Genomic DNA, 24496 nt, shown 5'->3' on the forward strand with positions numbered 1-24496 from the left:
ATGACCGATAAAACCGAAGTCCCGGCCCCCAATGCGCAAGCTGGCGAAGCGCAGGACGGCGAAACGCCGATGCAGCGCGCCCTGCGCCTGAAGAAGGCCGCCCAGGGCAAGCACGGCCACGGGGCCAAGGCCTCGACCGGCAAGATCGAGCGCTCCAGCGTCGCCGCGCCGACCGGCAAGTCCAGACCCTGGATGACCCGGTGACGATCCCCAAGGTCCTCGGCCGCACCTCGTCCATCAACGTCCGCAAGGTCCTCTGGACCCTGGACGAGCTGGGCCTGGCCTATGAGCGCGAGGACTGGGGCCAGGGCTTCGCTCCCACCAACGACCCGAAGTTCGTCGCACTGAACCCGAACGCGCTGGTGCCGGTGCTGATCGACGAGCACGGGCCGGTCTGGGAGAGCAACGCGATCTGCCGCTATGTGGCGGCCGATACGCCGCTGTTCCCGGCCGCCCGCCGCCAACGGGCGCTGGTCGATCAGTGGATGGACTGGCAGTGCACGGAACTGAATACGGCCTGGCGCCATGCCTTCGCCGGCCTGGTCCGCAAGATTCCCGGCTTCGACGATCCCAAGCAGATCGCCGCCAGCGTCACGGCGTGGAACACGGCTATGGGCCTGCTCAGCGCACGGCTGGTCGACACCGGCGCCTATGTCGCGGGCGACACGTTCACACTGGCCGACATCGTGCTGGGCCTGTCGGTGCATCGCTGGCTGTTCAGCCCGATCGCGCGCGAGGACTGGCCGACGCTTACCGCCTATTACGAACGCCTGCGGGAGCGGCCGGCTTTCCGGACGTGGAGTCTTCCGGAGGTTCCGTGACCACCGGCTCGGAGCCCTCCTGGGGCAGGCTGGAGATCGGCACGCCGGGCAGCAACGGCTCCCCCGTCCACTCCCAGTGCCAGGGCTCATAGGCGTAGTTGACGAAGCCGAACCGGCCTGCGTTGACGACCATCCAGCGATAGAGCGGCGAGCGCGCCATGACGAGCCTGCTGGCATCGGCCGAGCTGTCGGGGCGCAAGCCCGGCGCGGCGTCGATCACCACGTCCATGGCCAGGCCCGTGCGGTGGGCCGAGCAGATGGTGCGGATCAGGCCCTGGCAGTTGCGGTCCCGCGCGCAGCGCTGGGCGTCGGCGTCCGGGGCGCGAAAGCCGGAGAAGATCATCAACGACTCCGGCCGAGACAGCACGCCCGCCGCTCGGGCCGCGTCGGTCATCCGGCGATAAGCCTCCAGCGCGGCGGGCCGCATCTGGATGACCTTCCCGCCATAGCTTTCCTTGGGACCAGCCTGGGCCAGATTGGCTTCCGGCGGGGCGCCGGGGCACACACCCTCGCGGTTCACCCGCACGAACGGTCGGGCCAGGTGCCAGCGGACCAGCATCGCCCCGAACACCGTCGGATCGACCACGCCGGTCTTCGGCAGGCCATGCGCCCCCTGCCACCGGGCCAGGGCCGAGGCAAAGCCGTTCGACCCCGGACCGCAGGTCGTCCCGATCTCCGCGGCGATGCGCGGAGCATAGATCTCCCAACCGGTCTCGGGCTTGCCGAAGGGCGTCCAGGCCAGCGTCGACAGCGAGGCGGCGTTGACGGCGGCGGCGGTCTCGGGGGCGTCGGTCCCATCGCAGGTCTCGGCCGCCCCAGCCAGCGGTGTCAGGGCCGAGGGCGGATCGATCGAGGCGAAGTGCTGGTTCGCCGGCGCCTCATGGGCGGCCTCGTCACGCAGCGTCGCGGCCGTCGGCGCGGTTCCGCTCGAAGGCCAGGTCGCCCACAGCCAGAACCCGCCGAACGCCAGCAGCATCAGGCACAAGCCCCAGAGTAGTCGGCGCAACGCCTTCAAGTCATTCCTCGCATCTGGCCTCGCGCCTCGTGGAACTTCGCCATGGCTCAAGGCTTGAGCACGGTGAGTCGTTCCCGCCTGTTGGCCCGCTGGAGTCTGTATGACCGTCCTGGTTTCCCGTTTCGCCCTGATCGCCGTGCTGGCCCTGTCGGCCTGCGACGACAAGCCACCGGCCAAGCCCGCGCCGGCCAAGACGGTCCAGAAGTCCGCGCCCGCCCAACCCGCGGTCGTCGCCGCGCCGCCGGCCGCTGCGGCCAGCTCGCCCCTGGCCCAGACGATCAACGCCGCGACCTTCGATCCCGCCGCCACCGATCCCGAGGCGCATCGCAACCTGCTGATCCGCATCCAGACCCTGCTGGACCGCGCCCACTTCTCGCCGGGCGTCATCGACGGCCGCGACGGCACGAACCTGACCCTGGCGATCAAGGCCTTCCAGACCTCGCGGAGCCTGACGCCCGACGGCGCGATCACGCAAGCGTTGGTCGAAACCCTGACCGCCGGCGACGCCGGGCCGGTGCTGGTCGACTACACGATCACAGCCCAGGACGAGGCGGGGCCGTTCTCGCCGGCGATCCCCAAGGACGACTACGAGGCGATGGCCAAGCTGCCTGCGCTCGACTACATGACCCCGCTCGAAATGCTGGCCGAGCGGTTCCACATGGACGAGGCGCTGCTGCAGGCGCTGAATCCCGGTGTCGACTTCGGCGTCGCGGGGACGACGATCGTGGTGACGGCGGCCGGCGCCGACACCCTGGACCGCAAGGTCGAGCGCATCGAGATCGACAAGGCCCTGGGCCAGGTCCGCGCCTTCGACAAGGACGGCGCCCTGCTGGCGACCTATCCGGCCACGGTCGGCAGCACCGAGCGCCCCGCGCCGTCGGGCGAGTGGGCCGTACGCACCCTGGCGCCCCGGCCGACCTACACCTACGACCCGTCGCGCCTGACCTTCGGCAAGCCCAAGGGCAAGCTGACCATCAAGGCTGGGCCGAACAATCCGGTCGGCTCGACCTGGATCGACCTGACCAAGGACACCTATGGCATCCACGGCACACCCGATCCCAAGCTGGTCAACAAGCGCGCCTCGCACGGCTGCGTGCGCCTGACCAACTGGGACGCGGCCGAGCTGGGCTCGGCCGTGAACAAGGGCGCCAAGGTGGTGTTCATGGGCGCAGAGGCCCGGGCAAAATAGCCCTTCTACACGCACCAAATTGTCATCCCGGAAAGCCTGCAAGGCTTGTCCGGGACCCACAGGGGGTGCGTGAACGCCGCGCCTGCCGCCCCTGGGTCCCGGACAGCCTCTACGAGGCTTCCGGGATGACAAGCATTTGAATCACTTCGGCTTGCGGAACTTCAGGATGAACTGATCCGTCTTCCCGCGAATGCTGGGGTCGAACACGCTCGCCGTATGCGGATCGTCCTTGCTCGCCAACAGAGGGCTCTCGGCCTCAAGCTTGAAGCCCGCCGCCTCGACTTCGCTCTTCACCGCGGCGATATCGATGCGGTGCAGGCTGTCGGCGGCGGTAATCCCCGAGCCGGCGGTGGCGGCGTGGTCGATGACCAAGTAGACGCCGCCCGGCTTCAGCGACTTGAAGATCTCGGCATTGGCCTTGGCGGCCGTGTCGACCGGGAACGGCTTCAGGTGCTGGTCGTGATAGTTCTGGACGGTGATCGCCACGTCGGCGCCGTCCGGCAGGTCCAGCGCGGTCATCGGGCCGTTCAGCGGCTTGACGTTCGAGAGCGCCGCCGCGACCGTCTTCTGGTCCTCGCCATACTGGGCCTTGAACTGGATGAACTCGGCCGGCTGGAAGGCATAGACCGTCCCTGTGGGGCCCACGGCGGCCGACAGGATGCGGGTGAAATAGCCGCCGCCCATGATGTAGTCGATCACCGTGTCGCCCGGCTTGACGCCAGCTAGGGCCAGCACCTCGCCCGGATGGCGGGCGGCGTCGCGGGCCGCGTCAGCGGCCGGGCGCGACGGGTCGGCCAGGGCCTTGGTGATGTTGGCGGGAACCTGGGCGAACGCGCCGCCGCCCACGCCGAGCGCACCGAAAGCCAGAACGCCGGCGAGTACCGAAACCAAGTGCTTGCGAGCCATGAGCCGCCTCCCTCGTTGTTTAAACCGAACCTAGCAGCCCAGTTAGGGATGGCGAACGACGTTATGGCGACGTTCCAGCCAGCTTTCGTCGAAACCGGCTCTAGGCACGACCAAGCCGGCCAGACATGATCAGCGGTAACAAATAATGGGCTGGGGAGGCTCGGATGAAGTGGATCCTGCGCGGGATCGGCGTCTTGCTGGCGCTTGTGGTGCTGGCGGCTGCAACGCTGATCGTGATCGACCAGGCCAGCCTGCCCAAGGCCCCTGCCCGCCAGACCCTGCTGGACAAGGCCAAGGCCTATGACGTCCGCATCCGCCGCGACGACTGGGGCGTGCCGCATGTGCTGGGCAAGACCGACGCCGACGCCGCCTTCGGCCTCGGCTACGCCCAGAGCGAGGACGATTTCGCCACCCTGCAGGACGTGGTGCTGGCCACCCGCGGCGTGCTGGCCCGCGACAAGGGCAAGAGCGCCGCGCCGACCGACTATGTCACCGCCCTGCTCGACGTCTGGCCGACCACCAACGCCCACTACAATGAACTGCCGGCCGAGCTGCGCAAGATCATGGAGGCCTATGCCGACGGGGTCAGCGTCTATGCCGCCAAGCATCCGGAGAAGGTCAAGGCTGGCCTGCTGCCCCTGACCGGCCACGACATCGAGGCCGGCTTCGTCTTCAAGCAGCCGTTCTTCTACGGTCTGGACGGCGAGCTGAAGCGCCTGACCTCGCCCGGCGCCCCGCCCCCGCCCGCCAAGGGCTCCAATGGCCTGGCGACCGCGCCCGCCCGGAGCGCCGACGGCGCCACCCGCCTGCTCGTGAACTCGCACCAGCCCTATACCGGCCCGGTCGCTTGGTACGAGGCCGTGGTCGAGAGCGGCGAAGGCTGGCACGTGGCCGGCGGCTTCTTCCCCGGCGCGCCGTTCATGCTGCACGGCCACAACGCCAACCTCGGCTGGGCCAATACGGTCTCCAAGCCCGACCTGGTGGACATCTACCGCCTGACCATCAACCCGGCGAACAAGAACCAGTACAGGCTGGACGGACAGTGGAAGGACTTCGACAAGCGCTATGTCACCCTACGCGTGAAGCTGCTGGGCCCCATCGTTCTGCCGGTGAAGAAGGCGGTGCTGCGCTCGGTCCATGGCCCCGTGCTGGAGACGGATCACGGCCTCTTCGCCATCCGCTACGCCGGCATGGGCGAATGGCGCCAGCCCTTGCAGTACTGGCGGCTGAACCGCGCCCGCACCGTCGAGGAATGGCGCGCGGCCATCGCCACCCACGCCATCCCCAGCCTGAACTACGTCTATGCTGACAAGGCCGGGAACATCGGCTTCGTTCACAACGGCCAGTACCCCAACCGCACCGTCGACGCCGACTGGAAAGGGATCCTGCCCGGCGACCGCTCCGACCTGATCTGGCAGGGCTATCGCTCCGTCGAACAGATCCCGCAGCTGTGGAATCCGAAGTCGGGCCTGGTCTTCAACTCCAACAACAGCCCGTTCCAGGCCAGCGAAGCGGCGGACAACCTGAAGCCCGAGGCCTTCCCGGCGTCGATGGGCCTGCAGACCAACATGACCAACCGCGCCTGGCGAGCGCTGGAGACCTTCGGGACCGACCACGCGATCACGGACGCCAGCTTCCGCGCCCACAAGTTCGACGTGGCCTTCAGCGACCGCTCGTCGGTGATGGAGATGGTCCGCGAGGTCACCGCGATCGATCCCAAGGGCGACGCCGATCTCGCCAAGGCCCAGGCCATCCTGCGCGCCTGGGACAGACAAGCCGACGTCCATGATCGCGGCGCGGCCCTGGCGGCGCTGATGACCCAGCCGATCCTGTTCGCCCACTCGAACGGCGATCCGGCCCCGACTCCCCTGGCCAGCCTCCAGGCGGCGATCAAGCAGCTGAAGACCCACTTCGGCCGCCTTGATCCCGATTGGGGCGAGGTCAACCGCATCCGCCGGGGGACCGTGAACTTAGCCATTGACGGGGCGGCCGACACCTATCGCTCGGTCTGGGGCAAACCGGAGAAGGACGGCACGACCACGGCGGACGGCGGCGACACCTTCATCATGTTCGTCACCTGGGACAAAGGCGGGACGCTGCGATCGGAGAGCATCCACCAGTTCGGCTCGGCCACCCTGGACGCCGCCTCGCCCCACTATGCCGACCAGACGCCGCTGTTCGTGGCCATGAAAACCAAGCCGGTCTGGTTCACCGAGGCGCAGCTGAAAGGACACGTTAAGGTCGACTATCGCCCGATCGATCGTTAACTTTCACAGCTAGACCGTTCAGGCGCCGTTCAGTTGGGGAACGGCTAGGTGCCGACAACGAAGCTTCTGTGGGGAAACAGACATGCGTAAAATCCTCGGCCTGACGGCCCTTTCCGTCATCGCCCTGTCGGGCTCGCTGGCGGCCAGCGCCGCCTCGGCTCAGGCGCCCAGTTGGAACGGTCGCTACGACGATCCGCCGCGCGGCTCCTACACGCAGTCGTGCCGCGAGATCACCGCCTTCAACGGCCAGGTCTGGGCCCGTTGCCAAAGCAGCCGCGGCGGCTGGGAGTGGACCAGCGCCCGTTCGCGCGACTGCGGGAGCCAGGGTCTGGAGAACCGCGACGGTCGCCTGGAATGCGCGGGCTTCAACGGTCCCGGACAAGGCGGCGGCGGCTGGGGCGGCGGCAACAATGGCGGCTGGAACAACGGCGGCGGCGGTCGCCCCGGTGGTGGTGGCGGCTCCCGCGACGGCGTCGTGCTCTTCGAGGATCCCCAATACCGGGGCCAGTCCTTCGAGGTGATCGGCGACATGCCCGACCTCGGCGCCGTGAGGTTCAACGACAAGGCCTCGTCGATCCAGGTCGGTCGCGCCGGCGGCCGCTGGGAAATCTGCGAGCATGCCAATTATCAAGGCCGCTGCAGCCGTCTCGACGCCGACCAAGCCATCCTGCCCCGCGAATGGAACGACGCGATCAGCTCGATCCGTCGCGTCCGCTAGAAGATCGCCGATATGCGCAAGATCGCTTTCCTGATCGCTTGCGGGGCCATCGCCCTGGCAGCCACCGGCGCCGTGGCCCAGGACCGCTACCAAGGCCGCGACGATCGCTATGATCGTCGTGACGACAGACGTGATGACCGTCGCGACGATCGCCGTGACGGCCGTTGGGGTCCCGGCGGCGGCGTGGTTCTGTTCGAGCACGACGGCTTCCGCGGCGAGGCCCGCCCGCTGCGCGGCGACGAGCCGGACCTGGGCCGCATCGGCTTCAACGACCGCGTCTCGTCCATGCGCATCTCGCGCGGATCGTGGGAGTTCTGCGAGCACGCCTACTACCAGGGCAAGTGCTGGCGCTACGACTACGATATGGCCAGCCTGCCCAAGAAGCAGAACGACCGCTACAGCTCGGTTCGCCGGGTGCGCTGATCCTTAAGCCGCGCCGGGCTCTTGAAGCTCGGCGCGGCGCACGGTTAAGGTCCGCCGCCTTCCAAGCTGGAGCTCTGATCTATGCGTAAGTTCGTCGTCCTCGCCGCCGCCGCGGCCGCCCTGCTGGTCTCGGCCTGCAACACCATCGAAGGCGCCGGTCGCGACGTCTCGTCGGCCGGCAAGGCCGTCGCCGGCGCCGCCCGCGACGCCAAGCACTAAACCGCCCCAAGCCCTAACCCGCTAAGCGTCTTCCTCGCGCGAGGTCTCGGCGCCGATCGTCCGCTTCTCATGCGGCGCAACGGCGGTGTCCGGCGCGTGACGGACGGCATGTTCGGCCTTGGAGGCGCCGGCGCCCTTTCGCGGCGGCGTCTCCTGGCCGGTGTCGGGTTTGGTAGGGCGTTCGGGGGCCATGGCGCGTCTCTTGTGCAATCCAGACGATCAACGTCGGCTTGCGGCAACTGTTCCCGAACCCTCCGGCCAGGAACTCAAGGTCCGGGAATGCAGTTTTGCAATAACCGACGTTAACCAGACCCAGTCTTGCGGCCCGCCGCGATATCGTTTGCATCGCTTGATCGAGATCGATTTCGAGGCCTACTGCGTTCTACTCAGTCCAAAAATCTACAAGAGCTTACACCCAGTTCGGACATAACGTCGCCGTGCGACGGCTGGTCGCCCTTTTCCCGCCGGATCCGAGAGCGCATATGAGCGGCATGTCAGAGTTTCAGTCCTCCGCACCGCCCATGCTCGTCGGCCTCACGCGCGGCGTACGGCATCGCTGCCCCAACTGCGGCGAGGGCCGACTTTACCGCGCCTACCTGAAAGTCGAGCCGGTGTGCGAGGCTTGCGGCCACGAACTAGGCAGCTACCCAGCCGATGACGGCCCGGCCTATTTCACGATCCTGCTGGTTGGCCACCTGATCGTGGCGCCGCTGCTGTTCTTCCGGTGGATCTGGGAGGCCTCGCCCTGGATCGTCGCGCCCCTGACCCTGATCCCTCTGGCGGCGCTGACCCTGCTGCTGCTGCCGCGCGTCAAGGGCGCGGTGATCGGGGCGCTGTGGGCCATCCGCCTGCGCAAGGCCGAGGACACCCCGGCCTAGAGCGAAACAATCAAAGCGGAACCGACAAGCGGCGCCGCGAATTCCGAAGTCCTGACCTAGCGTCGCCACGGTGGCTGACGCGGATTGGAGGGAACCTCGGACCATGCTCGGCACGATCCTCATCATCATCCTGATCCTGGCTCTCATCGGCGCGCTGCCGACGTGGGGCCACAGCCGTTCGTGGGGCTACTTCCCCTCGGGGGGTCTTGGCCTGATCCTGATCATCCTGATCATCCTCGTTCTGCTCGGCCGCATCTAGCGTCCCGGTTCCGGAGTCGGGGACAGCGAGTCCTTGCTCCGGAACGATGTTCGCTTAAGCTCCCCTTCCGAACGGGAGGGGAGTTCACATGACGGCGACCGCCGACGCGGCATCCGGAGCGCGCCTGTCGCCCGTGGCCCGCGCCAAGGCCATCCTGGGCGGCTCAGCCGGCAATCTGGTCGAATGGTACGATTGGTTCGCCTACGCCGCCTTCACACTCTATTTCGCGCCCGCCTTCTTCCCCAAGGGCGACCAGACCGTGCAGTTGCTGCAGGCGGCGGCGGTCTTTTTCCTGGGCTTTGTCGCGCGCCCGATCGGCGCCTGGCTGATGGGGATGTACGCCGACCACGCCGGCCGTCGCGCGGCCCTGTCGGCCTCGGTGGCCCTGATGTGCGGCGGCGCCCTGATCATCGCCATCACGCCCGACTTCAAGACCATCGGCCTGTGGGCCCCCGCCATCCTGCTGTTCGCCCGCGTGCTGCAAGGCCTGTCGGTCGGCGGCGAGTATGGCGCCAGCGCCACCTATATGAGCGAGATGGCCGGCAAGGCCCGTCGCGGCTTCTGGTCCAGCTTCCACTACGTGACCCTGATCGCCGGGCAGTTGATCGCCCTGGGCGTGCTGATCGTGCTGCAACGGACCCTGGGCGAAGCCGAGTTGAAGGCCTGGGGCTGGCGCGTCCCGTTCATCATCGGCGCCCTGCTGGCCGTGGTCGTCTTCTGGATCCGCCGAGGCCTGGAGGAGAGCATCGCCTTCAAGAGGTCCGAACAGCGCGAGACCCTTTCGCGCGGCCAAGTGATCAGCGCTTCGGTCTTGCTCCTGCTGACCGTGATCGCCGGCGTCATGGGCGTCACCACCGGCCCGCTGGCCAGGCCTGGCCAGTACCTGGGCGCGCTGTTCCTGGTGCTGTTCTTCGTGTCGCTGATCGTACCGCTGGTTCGCCGCCATCCGCGCGAGAGCCTGCTGATCATGGGGCTGACGGCCGGCGGCTCGCTGACCTTCTATGTCTACACCACCTACATGCAGAAGTTCCTGGTCAACACGGCGGGCTTCAGCAAGGGCCAGGCCTCGGAGATCAGCGCGCTCAGCCTGATCGGCTTCATGCTGGCCCAACCCCTGGCCGGCTGGCTGTCGGACCGGGTCGGCCGCAAGCCGATGCTGATCCTGGCCTTTGGCGGCGGGGCCCTGACCATCTGGCCGATCATGACCGGCATCAGCCACGCCACCTCGGTGACGAGCGCTCTGATGCTGATCCTGGCCGGCATGGCCTTCCAGTCCTGCTACACCTCGATCAGCGCCGTGGTGAAGGCCGAGATGTTCCCGGCCGAGATCCGCGCCCTGGGCGTCGCCCTGCCCTATGCCCTGGCCAATGTGCTGTTCGGCGGCACGGCCGAGATGGTCGCCCTGGCCTTCAAGCACGAACAGATGGAAAGCACCTTCTACCTGTATGTCGCCGCGGTGATGACCGTGGGCCTGGTCTGCTCGGTCCTTCTGAAGGACACGATGCGCAACAGTCTGATCCACGAGGACTGAACCTGGTTTTCCGACTCCCCGCGTCCGTCTAGGCTTAGGTCATGTCGCCGTCCCAACTATTCGACCTCTTCTCCGTCGCGGTCTTCGCGTTCTGCTGGCTGCTGTATGAACCCATGCTCAAGCGCCTGGGCGAAGGCGGCGGGGTGCTGAACACCGATATGACTGTCATCCGTCGCAGGTGGATGCAGGAAATGGCGGTGCGCGAGATCGCCCTGCTGGATGGCCAACTGCTGGGCCACGCGATCAATTCGGCCAGCTTCTTCGCCTCGTCGAACCTGATCCTGATCGCCGCCGCGGCCGGGGTGCTGTTCGGCGGCGACAACGCCTGGAAGAGCGTCGAGGGCCTGGCGGTGTTGGCCAAGACCACGCCCGTGATGTTCCAGATCAAGCTTGGCCTGGTGCTGGTAGCCCTGGCGCGCGGCCTGCTCGACTTCATCTGGGCGATCCGCCAGATGAACTACTGCCTGGCCGCGATCGGGGCCGCGCCGATGTGGGCCCCGGCCGCCGTGCTGGCCGAATATGCCGAAGCCGCCGGCGGCATCCTCAACCCGGCCCTCTCGGCCTTCAACGCCGGCGTCCGCGCCTATTATTTCGCCCTGGCCGCTGCGGTGTGGCTGCTGGGTCCCTTGCCGTTCCTGGTCGCCACCCTGGGGGCCATGATGCTGCTGCTCTGGCGCCAGCGCCGCAGCCGCGCCTCGATGGCCGTGCGCAAGGTTCGCCAGATCCTCGAGCGTCAACCGGTCGTCCACGGCCCGCACCTGGTCCGTCAGAACGGCGCGCCGCCGGAAGACCGAATTTAGACGCCTGACAGCAGAAAAACGCCCGTCCTGGCGAGGCGCTCTTCTCGTCGAAACAGCCCAAGGCTGAAAACTAGCGCCCCAACGCAATAAGCCCCGCCGGAGACATGGTCTCCGGCGGGGCTAATGGGAAGTCTTGTGGGTAGACCCCTTTTACATACCTTAACCGGCAGCACTCTGCAACCGCCCAACCACGAGAATGCGACGTTTCGTTATGATTTCGGGTTGCAACTTCCGATATTGCAGCGTTTCACACAGATTCCCACGACACACGCCGAATATCGAAAACAAAGCCCGACACCAAGAGACAGGCATGGCGAAATCTTCGATTCCCGGAGTTCTCCAAATAAGGATTGCTCGAGCCTAGTTTAATCAAAAGCAGGGAATGAAGCATTGATTTTATAAATTCACTTCACGAAGTGAGCCAATCTACATCTCCAAAAACGCTTCATTACGCCTGAATGGACATCTAGATCTGACGATCACTCTCCGGAGAGGCGAGGGCTGATGCGACCTGTGAGAATGCAGAAGGCGCGGATCGCGCCAGCTCTCGTCAAAAGTGTTCGAAACTAAATTCCCAGCGCCGTCCAGAGCGGCAGGGTCGTGGCGCCCCACTTCTCCGCCTGGGACGTCAGTTCGGCCAGGTTGTCTTCGCCTTGCAACGTGACACCATCCTTGACGATGCTCTGGTTCTGACTCTTGAGCACCGACCAGACGAACCCGGCCCAGTCCGCCGACGTCTTGCCGCCATTCTGTTTGCTGAGCCAAAAGAGCTGACTGAAGCGCTGGGCCAAGACGCCTCCGCCCGTGACGGGCGAGGCGAAGTAGGTGATGTCGCCCAGGGACAGCGAGCGACGCGCAATGGCCTTGTTCAGCGCCAGACAACGCCCCTTGGCCTTGCTGTAGTCCTGCGCCGGCGCCGCCGTCTGTATGACACCCAGGCCGAGCAGGATGGACAAAGCCGAGGTCAGCTGGGCGAAACTGACGCCCCTGCTGACCAGATGGGCCTCCAATTCGAGGATTGTGTGCGGCTTATGATCCAGCAACAGCTCGTAGATCGGCTGGTAGATATTATCGAGCAAGCTAGCCTCACCCAGGGCGCCACGCACCTTCGTGGGCAGATCGGCCTTGGCGATCGTGAGGACAATGCGTTCTTCGCGCAGCGCCGCCAACTGCTCATGATGGACCAGGGCGCGCGCCCCGCGGATCCAATAGTCGCGCCGGAACTGCTGGTTCACACAGTAGTCACGCACCGTCTCACGCAACGAGACATCCGGAATGCCCCGCATGAATTCTGTCTGCGCGGGGGTCATGTTCAGCTCGAGGAGGTTGTCGAGCGTGTGGGCGGAGCCGGCGAAGCCGACCTTGGCGTCGGTGAGACAGCTCTCGATGTCAGCGAAGTACATCGGGTGCCAATCCCGGTTCATGTACTCGTGCGCCAGGTACTTCCGGTCCAGCCCTTTGATCTGCTTCAGTCTCTCGACGGCGGCGGGATTGACCTTGGCATAGGCGGGCTCCAGCGTCAGAAACTGGTCGATAAAGCCCAGAGCCGTGTCGGTCTGGCTGATGATCCCCTGTCCCGGAGCGCCCATTACCTCGGCGTGGCGCTTCATCAGATGGCGTAGGGGCGCAACGGCCGACCAGCCTGGAAGGGTGTTGTACGAAATGTAGAGCACGCCGCCCGGGCGCAGCTTCCGACGGATGAAATCGACTAGGACGCCGCGATTGCTGTCCGAAATCCAGGTCCAGATGCCGTGTAGGCCGATGAAATCGAACTCCGGCAGATCCTGGCGACCGCAGAATTCGGAGAAGGCCTCGTCGTAGAGCTTGGCCTCGGCGCCCGAGAGGCGCACCATTTCAGACGCGAAGGCGGCCTGGGAAGGGTTGAAGTCCGTGCCGTACCAATTCACGCTCGGCTGAGCGGCGGCATGGATCGACACAGAGAGCCCTTGGCCAAAGCCCAGTTCACAGGCGTTTTCGATTTTTGGCGCGTGGCGGCCGACCAGCAGCAGCGGAAGGCGGCAACGCAGCGGGCTCAATTCGCCGTAATAGCCGAAGGTGTAATTCACGTCCGTGACGTAGCCGGCATTCCACTCAGTCGACACAAGTCCCCCACGGCTTTGTTTGATTGGATGCTGTTTTTCACGCCCAGGCCGCTAGTCGCGACGTTTTCCCGTGGGCCACCAACGCCAGAGATCGCTATAGGTTCCCATCCGCGCCGGACTTATTAGCACCCTTGTCGATGAAATCGGATCTCCTTTCTGTCTGGCGACGCCTGCCAGCGCCCGTGCGTCGTGCGGCGCACCTTATAGTCGGTGCACCACGGGGGCTGTATCTGTCGGCGAGCAAGGCGATCGACGACGCCGCCAAGACCTGGGCCGAGCGCAACGCGCAGGCGCGCGCGCGGCGACGCGCCTGGCGGCGGAACCTGCCCGCCGCCCTGCCGGTGACGATCGTTGGCTTCCACGGCGCCGTGCATGGCCTCGGCGAGGGCGCGCGTATGCTGGCCCGTGGCTTTGCTGACGCGGGCGTACCGGTCCGCGCGGTCGACCTCTCGGCCGACGTCGGCTTTCCGGTCGATCTGCCCGCCGTCTTCCCAGCACCGACGGCTGAAGAACGCGGCGTGGTGATCTCGCATATCAACCCGCCGGAGCTGCTGCGCTGGGCGCGCGACACTGGCGGCCGTCCGCTAGAGGGTCGCCGCCACATCGGCTACTGGGCCTGGGAGCTGGAGGATGTTCCCGCCCACTGGGCGCCGGCCTTCGACCTGGTCGACGAGGTCTGGACCCCCTCGGCCTTCGCCGCCGACGCCATTCGCAAGATGGCCCCCCGCGCGTGAAGGTCTCGCCGGCCCCCTACCCGCTCTATCTGAACCTTCGCCCCGCGCCTGATCGGCTCCGCTTCGGCCTACCTGACGAAAAGGTCGTGGTGCTGATGGCCTTCGATCTTCGCTCGACGGCGCAGCGCAAGAACCCCCAAGCCGCGCTACGATCTTTTCAGAAGGCGGCAACCGGCAACGCTCTGCTCGTCTGCAAGGTCGTCGGCGCCGACCTCTATCCGGAGACCTTCCAGGCCTTGCGAGATGAGGTCTCCACCGATCCCACGATCCGGCTGATGACCGAGAATCTGTCAGCGGAGGACATGGCGGCCCTAACGGCCAGCAGCGACATCGTGCTGTCGCTGCACCGCTCCGAGGGTTATGGCCTGCTGCTGGCCGAGGCCATCTGGCTGGGCAAGCCGACCCTGGCGACGGGCTGGTCGGCGAACGTCGAGTTCATGGACCAAGCCTCCAGCCAACTCGTCGACTTCGAACTGATCCCGGTCGAGGGTGACGGCGCGATCTATCGAACGGGCCGCTGGGCCGCAGCGGATGAGGCCGACGCGGCCGAAAAGCTGGCGCGTATGCTCCGCGACGACGCCTGGCGCTCGGAACTCGGCGCCGCGACGGCGCGCAACGGCCATGTCTCGTTCGACCGGGACGCCTGGCTCGCGATGACCGCCAGGCTTTTGCCGCTCGTCTAGAGCACTTTATCGACGAAGACTGACCGGTTCCGTCGTTGAAAAGCGTCTAGCCTTTTGGTGCGGTCTTCACCGGCACGTCGTCACTAAGCGCCGGCAGGTCGTTGATGGATTGAGGCGGGGCGACTTGCACCGCCGGGATCGGCGCAGCGGGAAGCTCAGAAGACGGCGGGCGAATTGGCGTCGTGTCGCCGGCCTTCGGCTTCTTCGCCTCCATCGGCAGCGCTATCTTGTCCAGCGTCTGGACGACCAAGTCCGTCGGCAACATGCCCTTGTAGCGGACCTTCTTGAAGTGCCGCTCGGGATCATAAGTCTGAACGCCCGGCGCCAGGTCACCGACTTCCAGCGTACCGACCTGAGCCAGCAACTGCAGACGGCCCACATATTCGCTGACGCGGCCGCGGACAAAGTTGATCTGGGCGTTCTGGAGTTCGGCCTGAGCGTTCAGCACTTCGATCGTGCTGCGCAGAGCAAAGCGCTCTTCCTCGCGCACACCGTACAAGGCGATCGTGTCAGCCTTCATTTCCTCTTCGAGGCTCGCGAGCGAGCGGCGAGCCGCGACCAGCTGGTCCCAGTACTGCGAGACGCCCAGCACCATGTTGCGGCGCGCGTCTTCGATCAGAAGCTTGTCGCGATTGTTTTCCTCGATCGACTGGCGGACCTGCGAATTCAGCTGGCCAGAGGAGAACAGGGGCTGGGTAAGGGTGATCGATGCATTGAGCGCGTTGGAACGGTTCGAATCCTTGGCGCTGTAGGGAAGGTAGGGCGAGTTGCGATAGTCAGCGCGCGCCGAGACCGAAAACAGCCGCTGGGCGCGCGCCTCGGCGACGCCCGAGCGCGAGGCCTTCTCGGTGAAGAGCGCTGCGTTCAGCGTTGGATTGGATTGCTCGCCCTGGTTAAAGGCCTCATCCAACGTGGCGGGCAGCCCATCTATATCCGGCTCGGGCTCGAGATCGGCGGGCAAGTGGCCGACGAGCGACGCATAGGCGGCGACAGTGACGTTCAATTGCGCCTGGGCGTTGGCCAACTGAGTGCTGGCCGACGCCAGGCGAGCCTTCGCCTGCTGGACATCGGTGAGGGTGACCTGGCGGACGCCATATTTGTCCTGGGTGTCCTGCAACTGCTTGCGCAGGAAGGCCTCGCCGCCTTGGCTGATCCGCAGCACCTCACGATCACGCCGCACCGACACGTAGGCGTCGGTCACCCGGATCAGAAGATCCATCTCGATGCGCCGGAGATTCTCGCGCGAGGCTTTGATCTGGGCCTCGACGCCAGCAAGGCGGGCGGCGTAACGGCCGTTGGTGTAGAGCGCCTGGCTGACGGACAGCTCATTCGATTGGCTGATCGCCTCTTCGGAGGTCCTTTTATACGATGGGAAGTTGGTGGTCGTCTGCGGGCCCCTGGCGTAGGCATAGCCCTCCGACACCGAGGCGCTGGCCTGCAAGCCATACGCCGCCCGCGACTGGACGTAGTTCTCGTCCAGAGCGCGCATGGCGGCGCGCTGGGCCTGAATGTTCGGATTGCTTTGATAGGCGGCCGTGATCGCGTCGGCCAGGGTCTCGGCGTGGGCGAGTTCGGCGTGGCCGCTCACGGCCATGGCAACGGCCAAAGCAATGAAGGACGAACGAACGGACAGGACTTTCGACAGCACTCGCGTTTCCTAGACTTGGGCGGAACTCACCGTAATCCGGTCTTCAACCCAATATTTGTGGCTTAATCAAGAAGACGGCGGACCGTCTCCTCCCATGTGACATTCTTGGCGCGCCAGAGATCGCGCGCGGCGCTCCCCAGTGACTTAGCCCGAACCTTGTCCGACGTCATGCGATCTAACGCCTGCGCCAAGGCCTGGGGTGTCGGTTCGGCGACCGCGCCGGTGGCGTCGCTGACGATCTCCAGCAGGCCGCCGGAGTCGGTGACGGTCAGGACGGCCTTGCCCGAAGCGAAGGCCTCCATCGTGACGTAGCCGACGCTGTCCTCGTCGAAGGGCAGGTAGGCGCAGGCCAGGGCGTCGTTGGCCCACCGCGCGATATCGGCGCGCGGATGGAAGCCGAAGCGCAGATCGACGCGGGCCTTCAGGTCCAGGTCCTCGACCAGCTTGGTCAGGCGGTCGGCATAGGCCTGGTTCTCCGGCGGACCGGCGATGACCAGGCGCGGGCCGTTCGGCAGCAGCGCCAGGGCCTCGATCAGCAGGTGCTGGCGCTTGCCCGCCGCCACCCGGCCGCCGGCGAAGACGTAGTCGCCGTACTCGCCGCCGGTGAACAATTCACCGTCGTTGAGGGGCGGATAGAGCACCTCGCTGGAAACGCCGTTGAACCGGGACAGGCGGTTCTGGGTGACCGGCGAGTTGCAGAAGATCTTCCGGCATTGCGCGAAGCAAGCGTTGTCGGCCTGGCGGATCGCCGCCTTCACTGCCCTGCCCGTGTCGTCGAAATCAAGGTGGCTCTGGCCTGCGTCGGACAGGTCATAGGCCTGACGGAACTGGTGCAGCAGCCACAGCACCTTGTCCTGGTGCGGGATCAGATAGGCCGGGAACTTCAAGCCGATCACGCGGTCGACATTGTAGAGCCGCATGCCCTTGGAGATCAGCATCTCCTCGATCAGGCGCTCGGCGGGCTCCCAGGTGAACGGCACGCGCACCAGCTCGGACTGCACGCCGGGCGTGGCGTTCAGGCGGCGGACCAGATGGTCGGCCAGCTCCTCGGCCCCGCCGCGCTGGAAGGGAGCGGCGTTGTTTACGACAAGAACCTTCATGCGGTCAGCCGATCCACGACGGTGCTCCAGTCGATCTTCATCTCGGCCAGGCGGTTCAGTGAAGCCGTCCCCATCTTGGCGACGCCCTGCTTGTCGGCGTGCAGGCGGTCGAACTGCTCGGCCAGGGCCCGAGGATCGGGCTCGCTGATCAGGCCGTTGCGACCATGCTCGACCAGCTCCAGCACGCCGCCGGAGTCGGTCGTCGTGATGATCGGCTTGCGGGCGTGGGCGCCTTCCAGCGACGGGTAGCCATAACTGTCCTCGTCCTTGGGCAGGTAGGCGACGGCCAGCGCTTCCTTCAGCATTTCGGCCTTCTCATCCTCGCTGATCCAGCGATCCTCGAGGATGACGCGGTCCTGGACGCCGAGGTCCTTGGTCATCTGCACGAGCTGGCGGCCGTATTCGGCGCTCGACGCCGTGCCGGCCAGTCGCAGCTTCACGCCGGTCTTCACGTGCTGCATCGCCTCGATCATCAGGGCCTGGCGCTTGTGCGGCTCCAGGCGCGAGATAGCGACGATCTCGTCGCCATAGCCGGTGTGGCTGAAGCGCTCGGGCCGATAGATCGGCGGGTACAGCGGCGTGGCGTCCAGGCCATTGAACGTCTTCAGGCGGTCGGCGACCACCTGGGAGTTGGTGAACACCGCCCGCGCTTCCGAGATCGCCCGCGTGTCGAGCGCCCGCAGGTTGTCGCGGATGGCGCGGTGATGAGCGTCGTCGGGCATGCCGCGATAGGGCGTGTCCCACAGGTCGTAGAAGGTGCGGATGTGGTGGATGAACCACAGCACCTTGTTGGGGTGGTCGACCACATAGGCCGGCGGCCGGAAGCAGATCACCCGGTCACACCACTGGGTCAGGTCCATCATCCGCCAGGCGGCGATCTGGTGCAGGATCTCGTTCGGATCGTCGACGAACGGCAGGTAGAACCGCTCGACCTCATGACCGGCCTCGAGCAGCTTCTCCTCCAGCCATTCGACGATGAAGCGCGCCCCGCCGTTGATGAACGGCACGATCGAGGACAGCAGGACGATGCGCATGGCCTAGACCAGCACCTGATCCAGGGCGGCCACGACGCGATCGATGTCCGCTTCGCAGAGGCCCGCGTGGGTCGGCAGGTTCAGGCCGTCGGCGCCGCAGGCCTCGGCCTGGGTGAGATCGCCCGTCGCCAGGTGCGCATAGGGCGGCATCACGTGCATAGGGTGGAACACGGGACGGCTCTCGACGCCCAGGGCGTCCAGTTTCTGGATCACCTCGTCGCGCGAGATGGCCAGGCCATCACCCAAACGCACCGTGTACATCCAGAATACATGGCGGCCGGTGTCCTCGACATGCGGCTTGATCACCCGATTGCCCAGGCGCGCCAGCTTCTCCTCGTACCAGGCCACCACGCGCTCACGGGCGGCCAAGTGATGCTCGATACGCTCCAGCTGGGCCAGCCCGATGGCGGCCTGGATGTTGGTCATGCGGTAGTTGAAGCCGACGACCGGGAACCAGTAGCGGCGGTTGGGGTCCATGCCCTGGCTGCGATAGAGGCGCATCACCCGGGCCAGCTCGTCGTCATTGGTCGTGATCATCCCGCCTTCGCCGGTGGTGATGATCTTGTTGCCGAAGAAGCTGAAGGTCGCGCAGTCGCCCAGCGATCCCGACAGCTTGCCCTTGTAGGTCGCGCCCACGGCCTCGGCCGCGTCCTCGATGACCATCAGGTTGTGCTTACGGGCGATCTCCAGGATCGGGTCCATGTCGGCGACCTGGCCGTACAGGTGGACAGGCATGATCGCCTTGGTGCGCGGCGTGATCTTGGCCTCGATCAGGGCCGGATCGACATTGAAAGTACGCGGGTCGTTGTCAACCAGCACGACCGTGCCGCCGCAATAGGTCACGGCGTTGCACGAGGCGATGTAGGTCAGGCTGGGGATGATCACCTCGTCGCCAGGACCGATGCCCATGGCCACCAGGGCCAGGTGCAGCGCCGTCGTGCCGTTGTTGCAGGTGATCGCGTGCTTGACGCCGCAATAGTCGGCAAAGGCCTTCTCGAAGTCGGTGATGAAGCGGCCGGCCGACGAGATCCACGTCGAGTCCATGCACTCCATGACGTAGTCGCGCTCGTTGCCGTCGAGGCTGGGTGCGGCGACGGAAATCCGCGGCAGGCTGGTCAAGAACGCTCTCCTTTGATCTGGGCCGGCACGCCGATCGCTACGACCGCGTCCGGCAGGTCACGCACCACGACGCCGCCGGCGCCCAGGATGGTGTCGGCTCCGATGCGCACGCCCGGGATCGCCCGCGCGCCCACGCCGAGGAAGGCCCGCTCGCCGATGGTTACGCCGCCGGCCAGGGCCGAGGCGGGACCTACGTGGCAGGCCGCGCCAAGGTCGCAGTCATGGTCGATGACCGCGCCCGTATTGATGATGGCAAGGTCGCCGATCCGGCTGTCGGCGTTGATCGCCACGCCCGCCATAACGGCCACGCCCTCGCCGATCCGCGCCGACGGCGAGATGACGGCCGACGGATGGATGGCGTTGACCAGGGTGAAGCCCAGCGCGCGAGCCTTGTCGCCCAGCTTCTGGCGCAGGCGGTTGGAGCCCAGCGCCACGAACAGTTCGGTGAACCCTTGCCCTCGCAGGTCCGCCAGCGCCAGGTCATCACCGACCACGGGAACGCCCAGCACCTCGCGCGGCGTCGGATCGGCGTCGACGATCACCGCCACGGTCTTGCCGCTAGCGCGCAGGCTTTCGATGACCACCTTGGCGTGGCCGCCGCCGCCGATGATGACGACGCCGGCTCCCATCAGTTCCTGGACCGACGGGCGATGTCCGCCTCGACCATCTCGGCGATCAGGTCCTGCATGGTGATCTTGGGCTCCCAGCCCAGCGTCTCCTTGGCCTTGGTCGGATCGCCCAGCAGCAGATCGACCTCGGCGGGACGCAGGAACTTCGGATTGATCGTGACGTGGTCCTGGTAGTTCAGGCCGACGGTGGCGAAAGCCACCTCGCACATCTCGCGGACCGTCCAGGTCTTGCCCGTGGCGACCACATAGTCGTCCGGGGTTTCCTGCTGCAGCATCAGCCACATGGCCTCGACATAGTCCTGGGCGTGGCCCCAGTCGCGCTTGGCGTCCAGGTTGCCCAGTTCGACCGTCTTCTGCTGGCCCAGCTTGATGGCCGCCACGGCGTCGGTGACCTTGCGGGTCACGAACTCGATGCCGCGCAGCGGGCTCTCGTGGTTGAACAGGATGCCAGCCGACGCGTGCAGGCCAAAGCTCTCGCGATAGTTCACGGTCATCCAGTGGGCGTACATCTTGGCCACGGCGTAGGGCGAGCGCGGATAGAACGGGGTCTTCTCAGACTGGATCGGGTGCTGCACCAGGCCGTACATCTCCGACGACGAGGCTTGATAGAAGCGCGACTGGGGCGATTCCAGCCGCACGGCTTCCAGCATGTTGGTGGTCCCGATGCCGGTGACCTGACCCGTCAGGTTCGGCTGGTCCCAGGAAGCGCCCACGAAGCTCTGGGCGGCCAGATTGTAGACCTCGTCTGGCTGCAAGCGGCGCATCAGGCGCGACAGGCCGCCCGTATCCAGCAGGTCGCCAAGCTCCAGCTGGACATCTTCATAGACGCCAATCCAGCGGAGGCGGTCGCCGATCACATCGGCCGACGCCGAGCGGCGCAGCATGCCGTGGACTGTGTAGCCCTTCTCCAGAAGCAGCTTGGCGAGATACGCCCCGTCCTGTCCGGTCACACCGGTGATCAAAGCCGTCTTCGCCACGCTCTTGCAAACTCCAGTAACAACGAAGGGTCCTGACTACACTATTGCCGCCGATTGAAAAGCGGCGCGCGCGACATTTCCGTCGACGCACGCCGCCCTCCGAAAGACGTTCGGAATCAGACTTTTAAAAACCTGCGCCCTACTCCTCGCGCATGGTCGTGCGCAGGGTCTCGCGCAGCGGCGAGAACAGGTATTGCAGTACCGTCCGCTCGCCCGTCGGCACGACCACCTGGGCCGGCATGCCGGCGGTGACACGGTTGCGGAACTTCGGAGGCAGTTGCTTGACGTCGACGCGCACGATGCCGAGGAAGTAGGCCGTCTTGCCTTCCGGATCGGACAGACGGTCGTTCGAGATCGACTCGATCTTGCCGTTCAGGATCGGAATCTCGCGCGAGTGGAACGCCGGCAGGCGCACCTCGGTCGTCATGCCGGCATGAATGTTGTCGACATCGGTGGGCGAGAAGTGCGCCTGGATGACGAAGCCTTCGCCGTTCGGGGCGATATCGACCAGCGGCTCGGCCGCGCGGACCACGGCGCCTTCGGTGAAGAAGCGAAGGTTCTGGGCCGTGCCGTTGACCGGCGAGACCACATTGATCCGGCGCTGCTGATCGGAGGCGACCACTTCCTTTTCCGTCACCTCGGCCAGCCTCACGCGCGTCTCGGCGATGTTCTGACTGACCTCCTCGTAGAATGTCTGCTTGATCTGGCGGATCTTCAGCTGAGTCTCGGCCATGCCCTGCACCGACTTGGCGCGGTCGGCCACCAGGCGGCCGATCGAACCGGAGAGGTTGGCTTGCTCGCGCTCCAGCGCCAGCAGACGCGGCCGCGGCACCAGACCCTTGTCGTAGATCTTGCGCAGGTCGCCCAGCTCGTCCTCGATGAAGCCCAGCTGATCCTTCAGACCCTGGGTCTGGCGATCAATGCCATCGACCTCGCTGCGGTACTGGTCCCGCTGCGAATTCATCAGGTCGACCTGACCCTGGAGGGTCTGGCGGCGCTCCTGGAATTGCGACTGCTCGTCGGCCAGCACGCGCGCGACGATCGGGTCCGAACGCTGGGAGAGCAGCTCGGCGGGGAACGCGATGGCGCCGCGCTGATCCCGCTCGGCCAGAAGCCGGGCTTCCATGGCCTTGAGCGCGACATACTGGCTGCGCGTGATCCCGGCGGCGGCGTTGGCCTGGGTCGGGTCCAGCTCGAACAGCACCTGTCCGGCCTTCACCCTCTCGCCTTCGCGGACCAGGATCTTGCGGAGGATGCCGCCTTCCAGATGCTGGACGGTCTTGCGGTTGCCCTCGGACGAAATCACGCCGCTGGCGATGACCGCGCTGTCCAGAGGCGCGAACGCGGCCCAGCCCAGCAGACCCACGAAGGTCACCAGGATGACGCCGTAGCCGATCCGGGCCACGCCTTTGTAGTTGTCCGTCGGACGCTTGATCGTGGGAAGCTTCATCGTGTTCTTGGGCCTACTGGGCGCGCCATCGGGCGCGCCGCTGGGAAAAGGGCTGACGACTGTTAGTGGGCGCTCTGGATCGGCGCCGGCGCGGGCGACTGCGGCGGGGGCGGGGCGGCGCCCGACAGCTTGGCCAACATCGCGTTACGTTCGCCGAAGTCGGCGATAACACCTTGGTTGACCACCATGATGTAGTCAGCCTGGGACAGCAGGTTCACCTTGTGCGTCGCGAAGATGACCGTGCGCTTGGCCGCCTTGAGGCGGTTCATCGCCTCAGCCAGCGCCATTTCGCCCAGTTGGTCGAGGCTGGCGTTCGGCTCGTCGAGGACCACCAGCGCCGGCATCCGGAAGAGCGCGCGCGCCAGGGCCACGCGCTGGCGCTGACCGCCCGACAGGGACGCCCCGCCCTCGCCGATCGGCGTGTCGTAACCGTTGGGCATGCTCTGGACCAGTTCATGGACCCCAGCCAGCGTCGCCGCCTCGATGACTTCCTGCGGCTGGAACTCGGTGAAGCGGGCGATGTTCTGAGCGATGGTGCCCGAGAACAGCTCGATGTCCTGCGGCAGGTAGCCGATGTGGCGGCCGAGCTTTTCCGGATCCCACTGCTTGATGTCATAGCCGTCCAGGCGGATGACGCCCGCCGTGCACGGCCAGACGCCGACGACGCCGCGCAGCAGCGAGGACTTGCCCGCGCCGCTGGGCCCCACGATGCCGACCGAGGTGCCGGCGTCGATGCGGAAGCTGGCCTGGCGCAAGGTCGGCGCCTGCGCGCCCGGAGGCACGATCGAGGCCGCTTCGGCCGACAGCACGCCGCGCGGATCGGGCAGCGGCATGTGATCGCTGGTGTCGCGCTCCTCGCGCAGCATCGACTGCAGGCGATCCCACGAGCTGCGCGCGCCCAGCAGGCCCTTCCACTGACCCACGGCCCCTTCGATCGGGGCCAGGGCGCGACCGACCAGGATCGAGCCGGCGATCATCGAACCGGCGGAAATCTTGCCCTGGATGGCCAGATAGGCGCCGCCGCCCAGGATCAGGGTCTGCACAACCTGGCGGAAGACCTTGATCCCCGACATCACCGCGCCGCCGGCGTCGCTGGCCGAAGCCTGCCAAGCCACCTGCTCGTCGCGGCGCACGCGCCAGCGCGCCTGCAGGCCGCCCCACATGCCCATGGCCTTCATGACCTCAGCGTTGCGCAGGGTGGAGCTGGCGTCGTTCTGGGCCGCGATCGAGGCCATGGTGGCCATCTGGATCGGGTTCTTGGTGGCGCGGTCGTTCATCACGGCCAGGCCGAAGATGATGATGCAGCTGATGACGGCCAGGATGCCGAAATAGGGGTGCAGGACCCACGACACGATGATGAACACCGGGGTCCAGGGCGCGTCGCAGAAGGCGATCAGGCCGCCGGTCATGAACTCACGCACCTGGTCCATGTCGCGGAACGCCTGGGCGCCCGCGCCACGGCGGTTCAGCGTCGAGTCCAGCACCGAGCGGAAGATCGGGTCGCGGGCGATGCCGTCGAACTTCAGGCCGCCGCGCACCAGCACCTGGGTCCGCAACGCTTCCAGCAGGCCATAGACCGCGAACAGGAAGATGCAGAGCAGCGTCAGCACCACCAGGGTGGCGACGTTCCGGCTGGACAGCACGCGGTCATAGACCTGCAGCATGTACAGCGGGCTGACCAGCGCCAGTACGTTGATGAAGAAGCTGAACACCATCGCGGTCAGCACCGCGGGACGGATGGCGTAGATCGCGCGATCGAGGACGGTCGGCTTCGCGCCAGAGCGGTTGAAGATCATTTCGAGCCTTCAGGACGCCGCGCCGGACGGCGGGCCAAGTACAGTAACAACTGAGGTGGCGTCTCGACCACGAAATTGTGGCCAAAACTAAGCAGCTCTCTTGCTGGGCGTAAAGCATGCCGCCCGGAACCGCGCAAGCGCCGCCGCGCGGCGCGATGGCGACACAAATAAAAACCCCCGCGCGGCGAACCGCGCGGG

The 24496-nt window shown here is 66.2% G+C and carries 25 protein-coding genes; 13 read left to right on the plus strand and 12 right to left on the minus strand.

What is annotated here, in order from left to right:
• Both CSW62_RS18560 and CSW62_RS18565 read left to right on the plus strand, forming a co-directional pair.
• Positions 1-204, plus strand: coding sequence for a hypothetical protein (locus CSW62_RS18560; RefSeq protein ID WP_099580340.1), 204 nt, complete (start codon positions 1-3; stop codon positions 202-204).
• On the plus strand, positions 201-821 hold the full coding sequence (locus CSW62_RS18565) for a glutathione S-transferase family protein (protein ID WP_099580342.1): 621 nt from the start codon (positions 201-203) through the stop codon (positions 819-821). Before CSW62_RS18560 ends, CSW62_RS18565 begins: the two co-directional genes overlap by 4 nt.
• Here CSW62_RS18565 and CSW62_RS18570 read toward each other — a convergent pair.
• On the minus strand, positions 751-1827 hold the full coding sequence (locus CSW62_RS18570) for a M15 family metallopeptidase (protein ID WP_233206725.1): 1077 nt from the start codon (positions 1825-1827) through the stop codon (positions 751-753). The two genes, CSW62_RS18565 and CSW62_RS18570, sit on opposite strands and share 71 nt — an antisense overlap.
• A gap of 109 nt (positions 1828-1936) precedes the next feature.
• On the opposite strand from CSW62_RS18570, the gene CSW62_RS18575 reads away from it, so the two are divergent.
• Positions 1937-3025, plus strand: a complete 1089-nt coding sequence (locus CSW62_RS18575; protein ID WP_099580346.1) for a L,D-transpeptidase — start codon at positions 1937-1939, stop codon at positions 3023-3025.
• A 141-nt stretch (positions 3026-3166) separates the two neighbouring features.
• Here CSW62_RS18575 and CSW62_RS18580 read toward each other — a convergent pair whose 3' ends face one another.
• A complete protein-coding gene (locus tag CSW62_RS18580) occupies positions 3167-3931 on the minus strand; it encodes a class I SAM-dependent methyltransferase (RefSeq protein ID WP_099580348.1) in 765 nt (254 codons plus the stop codon).
• Between the two features lie 164 nt (positions 3932-4095).
• On the opposite strand from CSW62_RS18580, the gene CSW62_RS18585 reads away from it, so the two are divergent.
• The 4 genes from CSW62_RS18585 to CSW62_RS18600 all read left to right on the plus strand — a co-directional run bounded on the left by CSW62_RS18585 (position 4096) and on the right by CSW62_RS18600 (position 7558).
• Positions 4096-6198 carry an acylase gene (locus tag CSW62_RS18585; protein WP_099580350.1) on the plus strand — a complete coding sequence of 701 codons (2103 nt, stop codon included), beginning with the start codon at positions 4096-4098 and terminating at the stop codon, positions 6196-6198.
• Between the two features lie 82 nt (positions 6199-6280).
• Complete coding sequence (locus CSW62_RS18590) at positions 6281-6916, plus strand: beta/gamma crystallin family protein (protein ID WP_099580352.1); 636 nt, start codon at positions 6281-6283, stop codon at positions 6914-6916.
• A gap of 12 nt (positions 6917-6928) precedes the next feature.
• Positions 6929-7339, plus strand: a complete 411-nt coding sequence (locus CSW62_RS18595) for a beta/gamma crystallin-related protein (protein WP_099580354.1) — start codon at positions 6929-6931, stop codon at positions 7337-7339.
• 81 nt (positions 7340-7420) lie between these two features.
• Complete coding sequence (locus tag CSW62_RS18600) at positions 7421-7558, plus strand: entericidin A/B family lipoprotein (protein WP_099580356.1); 138 nt, start codon at positions 7421-7423, stop codon at positions 7556-7558.
• 21 nt (positions 7559-7579) lie between these two features.
• Here the strand turns inward: CSW62_RS18600 and CSW62_RS26455 are convergent, their stop codons facing one another.
• Entirely contained in the window at positions 7580-7750 is a 171-nt protein-coding gene (locus CSW62_RS26455; protein ID WP_158235466.1) for a hypothetical protein, read from the minus strand.
• Positions 7751-8040: 290 nt separating this feature from the next.
• On the opposite strand from CSW62_RS26455, the gene CSW62_RS18605 reads away from it, so the two are divergent.
• The 4 genes from CSW62_RS18605 (at position 8041) to CSW62_RS18620 (ending at position 11026) form a co-directional block, all read left to right on the plus strand.
• Entirely contained in the window at positions 8041-8436 is a 396-nt protein-coding gene (locus CSW62_RS18605) for a DUF983 domain-containing protein (protein WP_099580358.1), read from the plus strand.
• A 103-nt stretch (positions 8437-8539) separates the two neighbouring features.
• Positions 8540-8695, plus strand: a complete 156-nt coding sequence (locus CSW62_RS18610; RefSeq protein WP_099580360.1) for a DUF3309 family protein — start codon at positions 8540-8542, stop codon at positions 8693-8695.
• An 88-nt stretch (positions 8696-8783) separates the two neighbouring features.
• Positions 8784-10226 (plus strand): MFS transporter, encoded by a 1443-nt coding sequence (locus CSW62_RS18615; protein ID WP_099580363.1) that lies wholly within the window; start codon positions 8784-8786, stop codon positions 10224-10226.
• Between the two features lie 41 nt (positions 10227-10267).
• Positions 10268-11026: a DUF599 domain-containing protein gene (locus tag CSW62_RS18620; RefSeq protein ID WP_099580365.1), complete on the plus strand. Its 759-nt coding sequence runs from the start codon at positions 10268-10270 to the stop codon at positions 11024-11026.
• Positions 11027-11592: 566 nt separating this feature from the next.
• On the opposite strand, the gene CSW62_RS18625 is transcribed toward CSW62_RS18620, so the two are convergent.
• A complete protein-coding gene (locus CSW62_RS18625; protein WP_099580367.1) occupies positions 11593-13128 on the minus strand; it encodes a class I SAM-dependent methyltransferase in 1536 nt (511 codons plus the stop codon).
• 137 nt (positions 13129-13265) lie between these two features.
• Here CSW62_RS18625 and CSW62_RS27045 point away from each other — a divergent pair, with 137 nt between their 5' ends.
• Positions 13266-13862 carry a hypothetical protein gene (locus tag CSW62_RS27045; RefSeq protein ID WP_233206726.1) on the plus strand — a complete coding sequence of 199 codons (597 nt, stop codon included), beginning with the start codon at positions 13266-13268 and terminating at the stop codon, positions 13860-13862.
• Positions 13859-14545, plus strand: coding sequence for a glycosyltransferase (locus tag CSW62_RS27050; protein WP_233206727.1), 687 nt, complete (start codon positions 13859-13861; stop codon positions 14543-14545). Before CSW62_RS27045 ends, CSW62_RS27050 begins: the two co-directional genes overlap by 4 nt.
• A gap of 46 nt (positions 14546-14591) precedes the next feature.
• On the opposite strand, the gene CSW62_RS18635 is transcribed toward CSW62_RS27050, so the two are convergent.
• The 8 genes from CSW62_RS18635 to CSW62_RS18670 form a co-directional block, all read right to left on the minus strand.
• The gene (locus CSW62_RS18635) at positions 14592-16139 is read right to left on the minus strand and encodes a TolC family outer membrane protein (protein WP_099582361.1); all 1548 of its coding nucleotides are present in this window, start codon (positions 16137-16139) and stop codon (positions 14592-14594) included.
• A 116-nt stretch (positions 16140-16255) separates the two neighbouring features.
• Positions 16256-17293 carry a glycosyltransferase family 4 protein gene (locus tag CSW62_RS18640; RefSeq protein ID WP_099580369.1) on the minus strand — a complete coding sequence of 346 codons (1038 nt, stop codon included), beginning with the start codon at positions 17291-17293 and terminating at the stop codon, positions 16256-16258.
• Entirely contained in the window at positions 17290-18327 is a 1038-nt protein-coding gene (locus CSW62_RS18645; RefSeq protein ID WP_099580371.1) for a glycosyltransferase family 4 protein, read from the minus strand. Before CSW62_RS18645 ends, CSW62_RS18640 begins: the two co-directional genes overlap by 4 nt.
• 3 nt (positions 18328-18330) lie before the next feature.
• Positions 18331-19446, minus strand: a complete 1116-nt coding sequence (locus CSW62_RS18650; RefSeq protein WP_099580373.1) for a DegT/DnrJ/EryC1/StrS aminotransferase family protein — start codon at positions 19444-19446, stop codon at positions 18331-18333.
• The gene (locus CSW62_RS18655; RefSeq protein ID WP_099580375.1) at positions 19443-20075 is read right to left on the minus strand and encodes an acetyltransferase; all 633 of its coding nucleotides are present in this window, start codon (positions 20073-20075) and stop codon (positions 19443-19445) included. The genes CSW62_RS18650 and CSW62_RS18655 overlap by 4 nt, the downstream gene beginning before the upstream one ends.
• The gene (gene gmd / locus CSW62_RS18660; protein WP_099580377.1) at positions 20075-21052 is read right to left on the minus strand and encodes a GDP-mannose 4,6-dehydratase; all 978 of its coding nucleotides are present in this window, start codon (positions 21050-21052) and stop codon (positions 20075-20077) included. Before gmd ends, CSW62_RS18655 begins: the two co-directional genes overlap by 1 nt.
• Before the next feature lie 139 nt (positions 21053-21191).
• Positions 21192-22502 (minus strand): HlyD family type I secretion periplasmic adaptor subunit, encoded by a 1311-nt coding sequence (locus CSW62_RS18665; RefSeq protein WP_099580379.1) that lies wholly within the window; start codon positions 22500-22502, stop codon positions 21192-21194.
• Between the two features lie 62 nt (positions 22503-22564).
• The gene (locus tag CSW62_RS18670; RefSeq protein ID WP_099582362.1) at positions 22565-24295 is read right to left on the minus strand and encodes a type I secretion system permease/ATPase; all 1731 of its coding nucleotides are present in this window, start codon (positions 24293-24295) and stop codon (positions 22565-22567) included.
• Between the last annotated feature and the right edge of the window lie 201 nt (positions 24296-24496).

The sequence above is a fragment of the Caulobacter sp. FWC2 genome (assembly GCF_002742625.1).
GTDB lineage: Bacteria > Pseudomonadota > Alphaproteobacteria > Caulobacterales > Caulobacteraceae > Caulobacter.

Excerpts from the sequence above, each read along its gene's own strand:
- CSW62_RS18560 (WP_099580340.1), top strand. The coding sequence starts at position 1 with ATGACCGATAAAACCGAAGTCCCGGCCCCCAATGCGCAAGCTGGCGAA.
- CSW62_RS18575 (WP_099580346.1), top strand. The coding sequence starts at position 1,937 with ATGACCGTCCTGGTTTCCCGTTTCGCCCTGATCGCCGTGCTGGCCCTG.
- CSW62_RS18580 (WP_099580348.1), bottom strand. The coding sequence starts at position 3,931 with ATGGCTCGCAAGCACTTGGTTTCGGTACTCGCCGGCGTTCTGGCTTTC.
- CSW62_RS18585 (WP_099580350.1), top strand. The coding sequence starts at position 4,096 with ATGAAGTGGATCCTGCGCGGGATCGGCGTCTTGCTGGCGCTTGTGGTG.
- CSW62_RS18590 (WP_099580352.1), top strand. The coding sequence starts at position 6,281 with ATGCGTAAAATCCTCGGCCTGACGGCCCTTTCCGTCATCGCCCTGTCG.
- CSW62_RS18595 (WP_099580354.1), top strand. The coding sequence starts at position 6,929 with ATGCGCAAGATCGCTTTCCTGATCGCTTGCGGGGCCATCGCCCTGGCA.
- CSW62_RS18600 (WP_099580356.1), top strand. The coding sequence starts at position 7,421 with ATGCGTAAGTTCGTCGTCCTCGCCGCCGCCGCGGCCGCCCTGCTGGTC.
- CSW62_RS26455 (WP_158235466.1), bottom strand. The coding sequence starts at position 7,750 with ATGGCCCCCGAACGCCCTACCAAACCCGACACCGGCCAGGAGACGCCG.
- CSW62_RS18605 (WP_099580358.1), top strand. The coding sequence starts at position 8,041 with ATGAGCGGCATGTCAGAGTTTCAGTCCTCCGCACCGCCCATGCTCGTC.
- CSW62_RS18610 (WP_099580360.1), top strand. The coding sequence starts at position 8,540 with ATGCTCGGCACGATCCTCATCATCATCCTGATCCTGGCTCTCATCGGC.
- CSW62_RS18615 (WP_099580363.1), top strand. The coding sequence starts at position 8,784 with ATGACGGCGACCGCCGACGCGGCATCCGGAGCGCGCCTGTCGCCCGTG.
- CSW62_RS18620 (WP_099580365.1), top strand. The coding sequence starts at position 10,268 with ATGTCGCCGTCCCAACTATTCGACCTCTTCTCCGTCGCGGTCTTCGCG.
- CSW62_RS27045 (WP_233206726.1), top strand. The coding sequence starts at position 13,266 with ATGAAATCGGATCTCCTTTCTGTCTGGCGACGCCTGCCAGCGCCCGTG.
- CSW62_RS18635 (WP_099582361.1), bottom strand. The coding sequence starts at position 16,139 with ATGGCCGTGAGCGGCCACGCCGAACTCGCCCACGCCGAGACCCTGGCC.
- CSW62_RS18640 (WP_099580369.1), bottom strand. The coding sequence starts at position 17,293 with ATGAAGGTTCTTGTCGTAAACAACGCCGCTCCCTTCCAGCGCGGCGGG.
- CSW62_RS18645 (WP_099580371.1), bottom strand. The coding sequence starts at position 18,327 with ATGCGCATCGTCCTGCTGTCCTCGATCGTGCCGTTCATCAACGGCGGG.
- CSW62_RS18655 (WP_099580375.1), bottom strand. The coding sequence starts at position 20,075 with ATGGGAGCCGGCGTCGTCATCATCGGCGGCGGCGGCCACGCCAAGGTG.
- CSW62_RS18665 (WP_099580379.1), bottom strand. The coding sequence starts at position 22,502 with ATGAAGCTTCCCACGATCAAGCGTCCGACGGACAACTACAAAGGCGTG.